Source organism: Pseudomonas spelaei (assembly GCF_009724245.1).
Classification (GTDB): Bacteria; Pseudomonadota; Gammaproteobacteria; order Pseudomonadales; family Pseudomonadaceae; genus Aquipseudomonas; species Aquipseudomonas spelaei.
The window spans coordinates 80,495-94,379 of the sequence record NZ_WNNK01000023.1; the positions used below are offsets into that span (position 1 = coordinate 80,495).

Below are 13,885 nucleotides of genomic sequence, written 5' to 3' on the forward strand. Positions count from 1 at the left end.
TCTGGTCGGTTAAATCCAGGAGTGGCGAGAAGGCAAAGTGCCGTTCAAGTGATAGGCGCCCACCGCGTGATACTTCCAGCGCACCGGGTCATGCAGGGTGTGCACCCGGGCGTTGCGCCAGTGGCGGTCGAGGTTGAATTCGGCGAGGGTGGCGCGGCTGCCGGCCAGTTCGAACAGCTTCTCGCTGGCCAGCAGTGAGATCTCGGTGGTCAGCACTTTGGCTTCAGCCACGGCGATTGACGCCCTTGCAGCTGATTGCGCAGTGATCGGTGCGGCGCTGACTTGGTCCAGCACTTGGCCGGCTTTGCGCAGCAGTGCTTCGGCCGCGTGCAGTTCGATTTTCAGCTTGCCGATATCGGCGATTACGTAGAGGTCGTCGCTGGCCCGTTCGACCTTGGCGTCGATCCATGGCCGCGAGCGTTCGCGTACAAAACTGATGGTGTCGTCGAGGGCGCCACGGGCAATGCCGGCATCGATGGCGGCCTGGATCAACTGCGAGACGGCACCCTGAACATTCGGGGTTTCCCCCAGGCGCCAGTTCTCCACCACCAGTTCGGCGTCGACCGGGACGTGGTTCAGCAGCAAGGTGCCGCTGGCCGTGGTGCGCTGGCCGAAGCCCGACCAGTCGTCAACGATGCGCAGCCCCGGTGTGCCGCGACGCACGAAGGCCATGACTTGTTGGCCGTTATCGTTCAGTGCCTTGACCGCCACCCAATGGGCAAACAGTGCACCGGTGGAGTAGAACTTCTGGCCGCTGATGGAAAAACCGTCACCGTTGGCGGTGAGGCGGGTCTTGAGTTCCAGGGTGTTTTTAGTACCGCGTTCCGGGCCGCCATTACCAATGCGCCAGCCGTCCAGCACGCTTTGGAACAGCTGCTTTTTTTGCTGTTCGCTGGCGACACCTTGCAGCAGGTGGAGGATGCCGAAGTGGTTCTGAGGGATTTGCCCCAGGGCCGGGTCTGCGGCGCTGATGATGGCGAATACTTCGGCGAGGGTCTCGAAGGACACCTGTGGGCCGCCGTACTCACGAGGAATGGAAATACTGCCCAAGCCGCTGGCGGTGAACTGTTCGATTTCGGCCCAGGGTAATTTGCGTTGCTGATCGCGCCGCGCTGCTTGCAGGCGCGCCGCCTGAGCCAGCGTGTGGGCCGCGTCGAGGGCCTCGGCGTTGTTGCGCAGCACCTTGGCCGGCAACAACAACGGGGCAATGTCCAGATCACTCTGGAAGGGTGTTTCTGCCAAGTTAGACATCAGTGCCGCTCCTTGGCTGCACGCAATGCCCTGGCGTTACGCACCGGGGTAATTCTGACCATACCGACCTCGCATCCGTTGAAAAAACAAAAAAGAATCAGGAATGTCCGGTGGTCCGGTACATATACCCTAAGCGTGTTAATTCTTTAAATAAACTAACTTTTAGGAATATGCATAGAAGGTCTGTTACCCAGGCTCACAGGGCGAACCTGGGCGACGGGGTTGATAGGTCAACACGGTTCGTGTTGATGCCAGAGGATTGGCAGCGGCGATCCGCAACGTTCGGGTGGGTGCCCAGCGTGAGTTGTTGCCGACCCGGTCGAGAATGCAATAGGTGACTTCCAGACGGTGATCGTCCCCGGCGTCCTGAATCAGCGCGGAGGGCACCCAGACCTGTATCGGTTGACCGACGTCGCATGCGTGGATAGCGGGCAGGTCCAGACGTGCATCGCCCCAGCGCAGGGTAATTTCATCGCCGGCCGCCATGTTCAGGTACGGCTCGATGGCCAGCGGTATGCCGCGCCGAATCTGGCTGCTGTTGACGCCGTAACGGCGGATCGTTTCAGGCAGGTTCACCGGTGCCAGGTTCTGGTTTTCATCGTTGCACATGGCCTTGGGTTCGCCGCCTGGGTAGTCGGTCTTCACCCGCACGTGGGCGGTTACCGATCGGGCGGGACCCTGTCCGATCTGCATGACTTGATAATGAACGCGCGCCATCCCGCTGTGGATAAAGCTTTGCGGGACTCGCAAGCGAGTCGGCGTGCCGATTTTTCCGGCGGTTATACGCCGGGAGGCTGCAAAGCAATCGTTCCAGAACAACTCGATCAGGTCGCCTTCGTCCATGCCGGGGTAGGGCGCGATGTCGACCTGCAACTGCGTGGCCGCAAGGGCATTGATGCCTTGTCGATGTGCCTGGGGCAAGGTCGGGGCGGCGAGCGTGGCCCGGTTTGAAATACACGTCATAAGTACTCTCCTTGATGCAGCCAGCAGCCAGCGTTCCGAACGTTAAGCGCGGGTGGGCGCGGTAGTCCGAAAGGAACGATTTAATGAAAAGCCAGAATAGGATCCAATCCTCTTGGCGTTAGATAAGAGGGTTGGTTAGTTGGCGTCAAGGGGGCGAAATGGCTAAAGGAGAAGTTACGATTTATTCAGAATATTCTTACTGGTGGGGCGCTTGTTTGGGGCGGTTTTTGGCGATTTTTACCCAATGAATGTTGGGGTTTTCCTAAAGGAGGCTTTGGCTGGAAGTTATCGAGTGGGCACTTTATAACGCGAAATTTCTTATGAAATGCAGGAGCGAGAAATCTCGCTCCTGCAGTGTGTTAGTTGTTGCGAAACTTGCTGAGAAACTGCCGTGTGCGTTCTTCCTTGGGGTTGGCAAACAGTGCCTTGGCTTCGCCTTGCTCGACAATGACGCCCTTGTCGAAAAACACCACGCGGTTGGCCACATCCCGGGCAAAACTCATCTCGTGGGTGACGATCACCATGGTGCGGTTTTCTTCCGCTAGGCTACGGATGGTTGCCAGCACCTCACCCACCAGTTCCGGGTCAAGGGCTGACGTGGGTTCGTCGAACAGGATCACTTCCGGCTCCATGGCCAGCGCCCGGGCAATCGCCACCCGTTGCTGCTGCCCACCGGACAGACGCCGTGGGTAGGCGTCTTCCTTGCCCGCCAGGCCGACCTTGGCCAACAGCTTGCGGCCGAGGGCGTCAGCCGCTTCCCTGGGCATCTTCTTGACCACCAAGGGGCCTTCGATGACGTTTTCCAGCGCGGTGCGGTGGGGGAACAGGTTGAAGTTCTGGAACACAAAACCGACGTGTTGGCGCAGGCGCCGCACCAGGCTCTGTTGCTGGTTGAGCGGGCGGCTGCTGTCGATCTCAATATCACCGACCTTGATCCTGCCGCTGGTGGGTTCCTCGAGGAAGTTCAGGCAGCGCAGGAAGGTGGTCTTGCCGGAACCACTGGGGCCGATGATGGCGATGACTTCGCCTTCCTTGACCTCCAGATCGATACCATTGAGCACCACCTGACCCTTGAATTGTTTGGTCAGTTTTTCAACCACGATCATGCTTCAAGACTCCTGGTCATGCCGATTGACCCGCGCTTCCATACGGTTCTGCACGTGTGCGAGCACACTGGCAAGAATCCAGTAGATCAAGGCGGCGGACAGATACATGGTGAAAATTTCGAAGGTGCGGGCAGAGACCAATTGCGCCTGGCGGAAGAGCTCGGGCACCTGGATGGTGGCGGCGAGCGCGGTGTCCTTGACCAGCGAAATAAAGCTGTTGCCCAACGGCGGCAAGGCCGTGCGCATGGCTTGCGGCAGGATAGCCCTGCGCAGGGTTTGCGCGCGGGTCATGCCAATACTGGCAGCGGCCTCCCACTGGCCACGCTCGATTGAACTGATGGCGGCGCGCAGGATTTCACAGGCGTAGGCCGCCATGTTCAACGAGAAACCGATCAGCGCCGCGGGTATCGGGTCCAGCTCGATACCCACCTGCGGCAAGCCGTAATAGATCAGGAACAGCTGCACCAGCAGTGGCGTGCCGCGAAAGAATGACACGTAGACCCGGGCAGTCCAGCTCACCAGCTTGAAGCGCGACAGGCGCATCAAGGCCAGGCCGAAGCCCAGCAGCAAACCGAAAAACATTCCGCCGAGGCTAAGAATCACCGTGTAGTACGCGCCCTTGAGCAGAAAGGGCGCGGAGTCCAGCGCGAGTTGGAAACCTGCTTCCATTATTGAGTGACGTCAGCGTTGAAGTACTTTTCGGACAGCTTCTTCAAGGTGCCGTCGGCGCGCAGTTTGTCGAGGGCCTGGTTCACGGCGGCGAGCAATTCAGGTTCGCCTTTGCGCAGCGCCACACCGGCTTCCTGGCGGGAGAAAGCAGCGCCTGCCGCAGAGGTGTCCTTGGCTTTCCTGGCGTATTCCAGAGCCGCCAGACGGTCGATCAGAATGGCGTCGATGCGGCCGATGCGCAGGTCCTGGAACTTGGTTGGGTCATCGTTATAGGTCTTGATGATGGCTTTGGGGGCGTTGTCCTTGAGCCATTGTTCGTAGTTGGTGCCCAGGCCTACGCCGACTTTCTTGCCGGCCAGGTCGGCGGCGGTCTTGATGGTGTCGACGTTCTTCGTCAGGGTCAGCGCCTGGATACCGGAGACGGTGTAGGGCTTGGAGAAGTCGTATTTTTTCTTGCGCTCTTCGGAGATGGTCACCTGGTTGATCACGGCGTCCAGGCGCTTGGATTCCAGTGCTGCGAGGATGCCGTCCCATGGGGTGGCCTGCAACTTGACCGTCACGCCCAGCTCTTTGGCCAGGGCTTCGGAAAGCTCCACTTCAAAACCGGTGAGTTTGCCACTCTCGTCAACGAAGCTGAACGGCGGGTAGGTGCCTTCCACACCGACTTTGAGCACGCCGGCTTTCTTGATATCAGCCAGTTGCTCGCCAGCAACCGCCTGGCCCAGCCAGCCAGCCCCCAGTGCCAGCCCCAATGTGCCGACCAGTAACGTGCGACGGAATACAGAAATAGTCATGACAAGCCCCTGTGTTTTTTATGTGAGCGAAGCAGGTGACAGCAGTAAACGTATCCTGCCTTAAAGCACCGTGTGCGTCTGCGCCTGCGGCGTGACTATAAAACGGGGTTTTAAGACTTGAAAATAATATAAAAGAACCCTGATATTCACTTATGGAATATACAGAGAACTTTCAGAACATCGAATCATAAGCAAACAACGCCGGTGCGCCGCCCGTGTGCAGGAAGATGATCGGGCCGTCCTCGAAACGCTGGCGGCCAATGCCATCCAGCAGTCCGGCCATGGCCTTGCCGGTGTAGACCGGATCCAGCAACAAGCCTTCCTGGCTCGCCAGCAGTTTGATCGCCGCCAGGGTGCCGGCGTTTGGCTCGCCATAACGGGGGGCGAAGTACTCGTCCCACAAGATCACCTTGAAGCTTGGCGGGATAGCCACGCCGAGCAGTTCGGCGGTGCGTTCAGCCAGGCCTTGTACCTTGGGCCGCTGGGCCTCGTCGGTACGCGAGACGGTGACGCCGATCACCGGCAAGTCCGGCAATACTTCACTCAGCGCCAACGCCAGGCCGCTGTGGGTGCCGGCGCTGCCGGATGCCAGGACCACGGCGGCGAATTGAATGCCGCTGTCTTCAATCTGCCCGGCCAGCTCCAGCCCGGCACGCACATAACCCAGGGCGCCGAGGGCGTTGGAGCCGCCGATAGGCACCAGGTAGGGCTTCTTGCCATTACTGCGCAAGCGGTCGGCCAAGGCGTTGAGCTGCTGGTCGACGTTATCCAGGTTTTCCACCCGCTCGACCTTGGCGTCGAACAGCTCCAGCAACAGACGGTTGCCGTTACCCAGGTAGTTGGGGTCTTCGGTGCCGGTGGGGTTTTCCAGCAGGGCCACGCAGCCCAGGCCCAGCTTGGCCGCCAAAGCAGCAGTCTGGCGTACATGGTTGGACTGGATGGCGCCGGCGGTCACCAGGGTGTCGGCACCTTGGGCGAGGGCATCGGCGGCGAGGTATTCGAGTTTGCGCAGCTTGTTGCCGCCCATGGCCAGCGGTGTGGTGTCGTCGCGCTTGACGTAGATATCACGGCCCAGCCAAGCCGACAGGCGCTCGAGTTTTTCCAGGGCGGTGGCGCCGCCCAGCAGTTCCAGACGGTTAAAACGGTCGAGCTGTTGTTTGATCATGGCTACGCACGGATGGTCAGAGATTGAGGGACTATAGGCAGGCACTTTTCATCGGGCAACCGTCAATCACTTATTCCTAATAGTTATTATCATCGCACTAATGGTTCTTAAGAACGCTCAGGTTTCATGCCGTAAAGTGATGGCCATTTCGTCAGGAGTGAAGACCGTGAGTGATCGTTCCAGTCATTGGCAGTTACAGACTATCGTCAGCCAGTTGCGCAGCGCCCGGGACCAGTGGCGCACCCGTAATGGCCGAGTCAGCGGTGAGCAAGGCGGGCGCGAGCTGCCGTCGCGGGACGCCGTGGCGCAGATTCTCGAAGCCTTGTGTGGGGCGTTGTTCCCGATGCGCCTGGGGCCGGTGGATTTACGCGAGGAGAGTGAAGATTTCTACGTCGGCCACACCCTGGATGTGGCATTGAATGCCTTGTTGGCCCAGGCGCGGCTGGAGCTGCGTTATGCGGCACGCCAAGGCGGGCAACAGGACATCGAGGTCGATGCCAAGGCCATCCGCCTGATCCAGGATTTCGCCCTCGCATTGCCTGCGCTGCGCAGCCTGCTGGACACCGACGTGCTGGCCGCGTATCACGGCGATCCGGCGGCGCGCAGTGTTGATGAGGTGTTGCTGTGTTACCCGGGCATCCTGGCGGTGATTCACCATCGTCTGGCTCACCATCTTTATCGTGCCGGGCTGCCGCTGCTGGCGCGGATCAGTGCGGAAATCGCCCACTCGGCCACCGGCATCGATATCCACCCTGGCGCGCAGATTGGCCCGAGTTTCTTTATCGACCACGGGACGGGTGTGGTGATCGGTGAGACGGCAATCATCGGTGAGCGGGTGCGCATCTACCAGGCCGTGACCCTGGGGGCCAAGCGCTTCCCCGCGGATGAAGATGGACAATTGCAGAAAGGTCATCCGCGTCATCCGATTGTCGAGGATGACGTGGTGATCTACGCCGGGGCGACGATTTTGGGGCGAATTACCATCGGCAAGGGCTCGACCATTGGCGGTAATGTGTGGCTGACCCGCAGCGTGCCGGCGGGGGCGAACCTGACCCAGGCGAACTTGCAGCATGATGATGGGACGCAGAAGTAGCTTGCGAACCTGAATATCAAGGCAACACAGATTAAATGTGGGAGCTGGCAAGCCAGCTCCCACAGGGGATTTAGCCATTCTTTCGCTCAGCCATCGCTGAACGTTTTGCCATCCTCACCCGTCATACCTTTCCTTGAGCTAGTGTAGGAACAACCTACCACTCGGCCCTGCGATTAGTCCAAAAACGCCTATCCATGTTTAACTTGACTGTTCGTTCAAGTTAAACCGGTGGTTCGCTGCCCGCTCACAACAGGAGGCTTACCTTTGCTGAGTCCGTTTTTTACAGCCACATCCCACACCCTTGAGGTGCGCCTTTCATGAGTGCATCGTCCACACCTTCCAGTGGCTTGATCCGCATGAACCCGCCGGTGTTTTACTTCGCCGCGAGCTTCATTCTGTTGTTCGGCCTGACCGTTATCGCCATTCCCGAACAAGCCGGCGCCTGGCTATTGGCTGCACAAAACTGGGCGGCCAACACGGTCGGCTGGTACTACATGCTGGCGATGACCCTGTATCTGGTCTTCGTGGTGGTCACCGCGTTGTCTGGCTACGGCAAGATCAAACTCGGTGCCGACCACGACGAGCCCGAATTCAGTTACCTGTCCTGGGCCGGCATGCTGTTCGCCGCCGGGATCAGCATCACGCTGTTTTTCTTCTGCGTCTCGGAGCCTTTGACGCACCTGATGCAACCGCCCCAGGGTGAAGCCGGCACGGCAGAGGCCGCGCGCCAGGCCATGCAGATCCTGTTTCTGCACTGGGGCTTGCACGGTTGGGGCGTGTTCGCTTTTGTCGGCATGGCCCTGGCCTATTTCGCCTACCGGCATAACTTGCCGCTCGCCTTGCGTTCAGCGCTGTACCCGCTGATCGGCAAGCGCATCAACGGCCCCATCGGCTACGCGGTGGACGGCTTCGGCATCATTGCCACGGTGTTTGGCCTCGGTGCCGACATGGGCTTTGGCGTGCTGCACCTCAACTCCGGGCTCGACTACTTGTTCGGCGTGGCTCACACCCAGTGGGTTCAGGTCGGCCTGATCACGCTGATGATGGGCGCGGCGATCCTGGTGGCCGTGGCCGGCGTCGACAAGGGTGTGCGGGTGATGTCCGACATCAACATGCTGCTGGCCTGTGCGCTGTTGTTGTTCGTGTTGTTCGCCGGTCCCACCCAGCACCTGCTCAACACCCTGATCCAGAACGTCGGCGACTACCTTGGCGCTTTGCCGACCAAGAGTTTCGACCTCTACGCGTATGACAAACCCAGCGACTGGCTGGGCGGCTGGACCGTGTTCTATTGGGCCTGGTGGATCGCATGGTCGCCGTTCGTGGGTCTGTTTATCGCGCGTATTTCCCGTGGTCGCACCATCCGCGAATTTGTCTTCGGCGTGCTGTTGATCCCGTTGGGTTTCACCCTGGCCTGGATGTCGATCTTCGGTAACAGCGCCATCGACCAAGTGCTCAATCACGGCATGGCGGCCCTTGGTCAGTCGGCCATCGATGACCCGTCAATGAGCCTCTACCTGCTGCTGGAAACCTACCCGTGGAGCAAGACGGTGATCGCGGTCACGGTGTTTATCAGCTTCGTGTTCTTCGTCACCTCCGCCGACTCCGGCACCGTGGTGCTGTCCACCCTGTCGGCCAAGGGCGGCAACGCCGATGAAGACGGACCGAAGTGGCTGCGGGTGTTCTGGGGCGCGATGACCGCACTGGTTACCAGTGCCTTGCTGTTTGCCGGCAGTATTGATTCGCTGAAGTCAGCGGTCGTGCTGACCTCGCTACCGTTCTCGATGATTCTGCTGCTGATGATGTGGGGGCTGCACAAGGCCTTCCACCTCGAATCCCAGAAGCAGATCGCGCAACTGCATTCCCTGGCGCCGGTCTCGGCCTCACGCAAGGGGCGTGGCGGTTGGCGCCAGCGCTTGAGCCAGGCCGTGCACTTCCCGTCACGGGATGAGGTGTACCGCTTCCTCGAAACCACCGTGCGCCCAGCCATTGAAGAAGTGACGGCGGTGTTCGTCGAGAAGGGCCTGAACGTGGTCACCCAGCCTGACCCGGTCAATGACAGCGTCAGCCTGGAGATCGGCCATGGTGAAGAGCATCCGTTTATTTATCAGGTGCAGATGCGCGGCTACTTCACGCCGTCGTTTGCCCGCGGTGGCATGGGTTCCAAAGAGATCAACAACCGTCGCTATTATCGGGCGGAAGTGCACCTGAGTGAAGGTAGCCAGGACTACGACCTGGTGGGCTACACCAAGGAGCAGATCATCAACGACATCCTCGACCAGTACGAGCGGCACTTGCAGTTCCTGCATCTGGTTCGCTAGCGGCGGCGCTTGTCGTAAACCCTGCGGGAGCGAGCATGCTTGTTCCGGCAGGGCTGTTTTCAGTCGCGTTTCAGACGAGCCCACCATTGGCCCGCAGGATTTGCCCATTGACCCAGGCGCCCGCCGGGCTCACCAGGAACGACACCACGCGGGCGATATCTTCCGGTTGGCCGAGACGTTCCAGGGGCGGCATTTTGGCGAGGGTCTGAATCTGCTCTTCGCTCTTGCCATGAAGGAACAGCTCGGTGGCAACCGGGCCCGGCGCGACGGCATTGACGGTGATGCGCCGACCGCGCATTTCCTTGGCGAACACTTGGGTCAGGGATTCCACCGCCGCCTTGCTGGCGATGTACACCGCATAGCCCGGGAAGTTGAGGCCAACCGTACTGCTGGAGAAATTGACGATGCGTCCGCCGTCGTTCATGCGGGTGGCGGCTTCACGCAGGGCGTTGAAGGTGCCACGGGTGTGGATGTTGAACGTCTGGTCGTACAGCTCATCGCTGTGCTGGGCCAATGGCAGCATCTTGAGAATCCCGGCGTTGTTGATCAGCACATCGACCTTGCCCAGTTGCGCTTCGGTCTCGTCGAACAGGCGCTTGATGTCGGTGGGGCTGGCGACGTCGCCCTGGATCGCTATGGCCTGGTGCCCCGCCTGGTGAAGTTCGTCTACCAGTTTCGAGGCTTCGGTGGCGCTGTTGGCATAGTTGACGGCAACGGCATAACCGTCAGCGGCCAGCTGTCGGGCGATGACTGCACCGATGCCACGGGAGGCGCCGGTAACGATGGCAACTTGAGTCGTCATGTGGGGTTTCCTTGGGGAAGTGGTTGGGTGTGACGGCAGATTCACATGTTTACCCAGGTCGATAAATACGCCAGAGTTGGCTTGACTGTTCAATAATCTCCAACAATCGGTGCCCAGGAGTGCTGCGTGGATCAAGTCAAAGCGATGCGGGTTTTCGTACGAATCTACGAGCGCAGCAGCTTCACCCAGGCCGCCGATGACTTGAATCTGCCTCGGGCAACCCTGACTCACACCCTCAACCAGTTTGAAGCCTGGCTTGGCACCCGTTTGCTGGAACGCAGCACCCGACGGGTCCGCCCGACCCTGGATGGCGAAGCCTATTACCTGCGCTGTGTGCAACTGCTGGCGGAGCTGGAAGAGGCAGAGCTGGCCTTTCGTTCAGTGGCACCCAAGGGGCGCTTGCGGGTGGACTTGCACGGCACTTTGGGCAAGTACTTTGTGGTCCCGGCGTTGCCGCAGTTCATGGCGCGCTATCCGGAGATCGAGCTGTCCATCAGTGAGGCGGACCGCTTTGTCGACCTGATCGCCGAGGGTGTGGATTGCGTGCTGCGGGCCGGCAACCTGGGGGACTCTGCACTGATCGGCAGGCGGGTCGCGACATTACGACAGGTGACCTGTGCGAGCCCCGCTTATTTGCGCAAATATGGCGAGCCGAAAACCCTTGCCGACCTGCGTGAACACCGTGCGGTGAATTACATTTCCCGCGTCACCAACAAGTTGTGTCCCTTCGAATTTATGGTTGATGGGCAGTTGCAGGAGGTGCCGATCGAAGGAGCGCTATCGGTGTTTGGCGCGGAAATTTACTCCGCCAGCGCGGTGGCGGGATTGGGGATCATCCAGTGCCCGCACTATCGGATGGCCGACCTGATTACTCAGGGCGTGATGCAAGAAATCCTCACCGATATGCCACCGCCGCCGATGCCGGTTTCGGTGCTTTATCCGCACAACCGGCACATGTCGCCGAGGGTACGAGTGTTTGTCGATTGGCTGGCCGAAGTGTTTGCCGAGGCCTCTGAACCGGGGCTTTCTTAAATTTAATTTCATCCGTCAACCCCCCGGTTTGACGCGTAACTGTCATCTGGCCACTCCCTAATTGTGTGAAGCGTTTGACGCTTTCATTTCAGAACAGTGACGGAGACCGGTACCAATGAAGACGTTATTAAGCCCCATGGTGGGTGCCGCCATGGCGAGCTTTATGCTGTCCGCCCATGCCGACTTTATCGACGACAGCCACGCCGATGTGACCCTGCTCAACCGCTATCTCAACCAGCAGGGACGGGATGTGGCCGGCAGCAGTGCCAAGGCCAAGAGCTACCGCGATTGGGGCCAGGGTTTTGAGTTCAACTTCAAGTCCGGCTACACCGAAGGCACCGTGGGCTTTGGCCTGGACCTGCAGGCGTTTTACGGTTTGAAGCTGGACTCCGGTGGCGACCTCAACGACAAGGATCATCAGGGCCGCTACCCCGGCAGTATGTTCCCGCTGGATAACGGCAAATCAGCTGATCAGTTTGGTGTGCTCAGCCCGACCTTCAAGATGCGCTTCCTCAAGGACGAATTGCGGGTCGGCACCCTCTACGGGAACAACCCGGTGCTGGCCAACACCGACGGGCGTCTGTACCAGCAGACCAACACCGGCGTGCAACTGGTCTCCAAGGACCTGACCGATTTCACCTTCACCGCCGGCGATATTTTCAAGACCAAGATCCGCAACGAAACGGGCGACACCGGCATGATCACCGCCGGCGGTACCAAGGAGAGTGATCGTTTCCTCTTCGGCGGCGCCGACTACACCGGTTTGCCGAACACCACCGTCAGCCTGTGGTACTCCAACCTTGAGGATTACTACCAGCAGGCCTTCCTTGGCGCCAAGCGTCATGACAGCTTGACGGTGGGCGCGATAGACAGCGACCTGCGCATGTTCCGCAGCCTTGGCACCGGCGAAAACGCTGACGGCAACAAGGACTTTGCAGCGTCCGGTTTTTACGGTGATGGCGGCACCAAAGGCCGGATCAACCAGTCGACCATCAGCCTGATGGAAAGCTACAGCCTCGACGGCCACACCGTTGGCATCGGCGCGCAGAAGAACAGCGGCAACAGCGACTTCCCATACCTCGATTCCGGCCTCAACAGCGGCGACGCTCGCCAAGGCCCAGGCTCGGGTGCCGACACACCGGCGCTGACCAACCTGCAGTTGAACAAGTTCCAGCACGCCGGCGAGCGTACCTGGCTGGCGCAGTACAAATATGACTTCGGCAAGGTCGGCCTCGACGGCCTGAAATTCGCCGCCACTTACGCTCATGGCGATCAGATCCGCACTCCCCAGGACAGCAGCGCCAAGGAATGGGAACGTGATATTTCCCTGGCCTACGAAGTGCCCACCGGCAAACTCAAGGGCCTGGGCGTCACCTGGAAAAACGCCCACGCCAGCCCGGACATCACCGGTGCGACCGTCCAGGATGAAAACCGCTTCTATGTGAGCTATGTCGTTCCACTCTGGTAGGTCTTTGCTGTAAAAAGGACGGGCACACTTAAGCGATTCAGCTGCTTAAAAGGCTTGGGAATATGCTTATTTCCAGGCCTTATTTGCCCCAAGTCCAGAGAGGATTCGATGACTTACATTGCTGCCGAAAACCGCTATGAATCTATTCCTTATCGCCGCGTAGGTCGCAGCGGATTGGTGCTGCCGGCACTGTCCCTGGGGCTGTGGCACAACTTTGGCGACAGCACCCCCATCGACACCCAGCGCGCCTTGCTGCGCACAGCGTTTGACCTGGGGATCAATCACTTCGACCTGGCCAACAACTATGGCCCGCCCTATGGCAGCGCCGAGATCAATTTCGGTCGTTTGCTGCGCGAAGACTTCAAGCACTACCGCGACGAACTGATCATCTCCAGCAAGGCCGGCTGGGACATGTGGCCGGGCCCTTACGGCCAGGGCGGTGGTTCGCGCAAATACGTGTTGGCGAGCCTCGACCAGAGCCTGCAACGCCTGGGTGTCGACTATGTGGATATTTTCTACTCCCACCGTTTTGATGCCGACACCCCGCTGGAAGAAACCGCCAGCGCCCTCGCCACTGCCGTGCAACAGGGCAAGGCGCTGTATATCGGCATCTCGTCCTACTCCGGGGCCAAGACTCGGGAAATGGCGGCGTTGCTCAAGGAGTGGAAAGTCCCGCTATTGATCCATCAGCCGGCCTACAACCTGCTCAATCGCTGGGTGGAAAAAGACCTGTTGGACACCACCGACGAACTCGGCGCCGGGGTGATTGCCTTCACGCCGCTGGCCCAGGGTTTGCTGACCGATAAGTACCTCAACGGCGTGCCGGCTGACGCGCGGGTGAATCGTCCGGGGGGTGGTTCGTTGCAGGCCAAGCATTTGTCCGACGCTAACATCGACCACGCGCGTGCCCTCAATGAGATCGCCAAGCGCCGTGGCCAGAGCCTGGCGCAAATGGCCCTGGCCTGGACGTTGCGTGACCCGCGGGTGACCAGTGCGCTGATCGGTGCGAGCCGGCCGGAGCAGATCATTGAAAACGTCGGGGCGTTGAAGAACTTGAGTTTCAGTGCCCAGGAACTGGCGGAGATTGATCGGTTTGCCCAGGAGGGTGGGATCAACTTGTGGGAGAAGCCGTCGATGGCTGAGTAAGTGGTAGGTGCTCGGTCTCTGAATCAACACCATCAACTGTGGGAGCTGGCTTGCCTGCGATAGCGGTGGGTCAGCGGC

General features: G+C 59.8%; 12 protein-coding genes. 5 read left to right on the plus strand and 7 right to left on the minus strand.

Annotated features, from left to right (window positions below; all coding sequences use genetic code 11):
• Positions 1 to 9 precede the first annotated feature (9 nt).
• The 6 genes from GNF76_RS23525 to GNF76_RS23550 form a co-directional block, all read right to left on the minus strand.
• On the minus strand, positions 10 to 1,251 hold the full coding sequence (locus tag GNF76_RS23525; RefSeq protein WP_155585475.1) for an SfnB family sulfur acquisition oxidoreductase: 1,242 nt from the start codon (positions 1,249 to 1,251) through the stop codon (positions 10 to 12).
• 186 nt (positions 1,252 to 1,437) lie between these two features.
• Complete coding sequence (locus GNF76_RS23530; RefSeq protein WP_155585476.1) at positions 1,438 to 2,214, minus strand: hypothetical protein; 777 nt, start codon at positions 2,212 to 2,214, stop codon at positions 1,438 to 1,440.
• A gap of 359 nt (positions 2,215 to 2,573) precedes the next feature.
• Positions 2,574 to 3,320: an L-cystine ABC transporter ATP-binding protein TcyN gene (gene tcyN / locus GNF76_RS23535; protein ID WP_155585477.1), complete on the minus strand. Its 747-nt coding sequence runs from the start codon at positions 3,318 to 3,320 to the stop codon at positions 2,574 to 2,576.
• Between the two features lie 3 nt (positions 3,321 to 3,323).
• On the minus strand, positions 3,324 to 3,989 hold the full coding sequence (gene tcyL / locus GNF76_RS23540; protein WP_155585478.1) for a cystine ABC transporter permease: 666 nt from the start codon (positions 3,987 to 3,989) through the stop codon (positions 3,324 to 3,326).
• Complete coding sequence (gene tcyJ, locus GNF76_RS23545; RefSeq protein ID WP_155585479.1) at positions 3,989 to 4,783, minus strand: cystine ABC transporter substrate-binding protein; 795 nt, start codon at positions 4,781 to 4,783, stop codon at positions 3,989 to 3,991. The genes tcyL and tcyJ overlap by 1 nt, the downstream gene beginning before the upstream one ends.
• Positions 4,784 to 4,955: 172 nt before the next feature.
• Entirely contained in the window at positions 4,956 to 5,948 is a 993-nt protein-coding gene (locus GNF76_RS23550; protein ID WP_155585480.1) for a D-cysteine desulfhydrase, read from the minus strand.
• 166 nt (positions 5,949 to 6,114) lie between these two features.
• Between GNF76_RS23550 and epsC the strand changes: the two genes are divergently transcribed.
• Both epsC and betT read left to right on the plus strand, forming a co-directional pair.
• Positions 6,115 to 7,041, plus strand: a complete 927-nt coding sequence (epsC, locus tag GNF76_RS23555; RefSeq protein WP_169357350.1) for a serine O-acetyltransferase EpsC — start codon at positions 6,115 to 6,117, stop codon at positions 7,039 to 7,041.
• A 356-nt stretch (positions 7,042 to 7,397) separates the two neighbouring features.
• Positions 7,398 to 9,359, plus strand: a complete 1,962-nt coding sequence (betT, locus tag GNF76_RS23560) for a choline transporter BetT (protein WP_178123523.1) — start codon at positions 7,398 to 7,400, stop codon at positions 9,357 to 9,359.
• A 70-nt stretch (positions 9,360 to 9,429) separates the two neighbouring features.
• Here betT and GNF76_RS23565 read toward each other — a convergent pair whose 3' ends face one another.
• On the minus strand, positions 9,430 to 10,161 hold the full coding sequence (locus GNF76_RS23565; protein ID WP_155585483.1) for an SDR family oxidoreductase: 732 nt from the start codon (positions 10,159 to 10,161) through the stop codon (positions 9,430 to 9,432).
• 126 nt (positions 10,162 to 10,287) lie between these two features.
• Here GNF76_RS23565 and GNF76_RS23570 point away from each other — a divergent pair, with 126 nt between their 5' ends.
• The 3 genes from GNF76_RS23570 (at position 10,288) to mgrA (ending at position 13,807) form a co-directional block, all read left to right on the plus strand.
• Positions 10,288 to 11,193 (plus strand): LysR family transcriptional regulator, encoded by a 906-nt coding sequence (locus tag GNF76_RS23570; RefSeq protein ID WP_178123520.1) that lies wholly within the window; start codon positions 10,288 to 10,290, stop codon positions 11,191 to 11,193.
• A gap of 136 nt (positions 11,194 to 11,329) precedes the next feature.
• Positions 11,330 to 12,661 carry an OprD family outer membrane porin gene (locus GNF76_RS23575; protein ID WP_155585502.1) on the plus strand — a complete coding sequence of 444 codons (1,332 nt, stop codon included), beginning with the start codon at positions 11,330 to 11,332 and terminating at the stop codon, positions 12,659 to 12,661.
• Between the two features lie 108 nt (positions 12,662 to 12,769).
• Positions 12,770 to 13,807 carry an L-glyceraldehyde 3-phosphate reductase gene (gene mgrA, locus GNF76_RS23580; protein WP_155585484.1) on the plus strand — a complete coding sequence of 346 codons (1,038 nt, stop codon included), beginning with the start codon at positions 12,770 to 12,772 and terminating at the stop codon, positions 13,805 to 13,807.
• The last annotated feature ends 78 nt before the right edge of the window (positions 13,808 to 13,885 follow it).

Excerpts from the sequence above, each read along its gene's own strand:
- tcyJ (WP_155585479.1), bottom strand. The coding sequence starts at position 4,783 with ATGACTATTTCTGTATTCCGTCGCACGTTACTGGTCGGCACATTGGGG.
- GNF76_RS23525 (WP_155585475.1), bottom strand. The coding sequence starts at position 1,251 with ATGTCTAACTTGGCAGAAACACCCTTCCAGAGTGATCTGGACATTGCC.
- mgrA (WP_155585484.1), top strand. The coding sequence starts at position 12,770 with ATGACTTACATTGCTGCCGAAAACCGCTATGAATCTATTCCTTATCGC.
- tcyN (WP_155585477.1), bottom strand. The coding sequence starts at position 3,320 with ATGATCGTGGTTGAAAAACTGACCAAACAATTCAAGGGTCAGGTGGTG.
- GNF76_RS23550 (WP_155585480.1), bottom strand. The coding sequence starts at position 5,948 with ATGATCAAACAACAGCTCGACCGTTTTAACCGTCTGGAACTGCTGGGC.
- GNF76_RS23575 (WP_155585502.1), top strand. The coding sequence starts at position 11,330 with ATGGTGGGTGCCGCCATGGCGAGCTTTATGCTGTCCGCCCATGCCGAC.
- betT (WP_178123523.1), top strand. The coding sequence starts at position 7,398 with ATGAACCCGCCGGTGTTTTACTTCGCCGCGAGCTTCATTCTGTTGTTC.
- GNF76_RS23530 (WP_155585476.1), bottom strand. The coding sequence starts at position 2,214 with ATGACGTGTATTTCAAACCGGGCCACGCTCGCCGCCCCGACCTTGCCC.
- tcyL (WP_155585478.1), bottom strand. The coding sequence starts at position 3,989 with ATGGAAGCAGGTTTCCAACTCGCGCTGGACTCCGCGCCCTTTCTGCTC.
- GNF76_RS23565 (WP_155585483.1), bottom strand. The coding sequence starts at position 10,161 with ATGACGACTCAAGTTGCCATCGTTACCGGCGCCTCCCGTGGCATCGGT.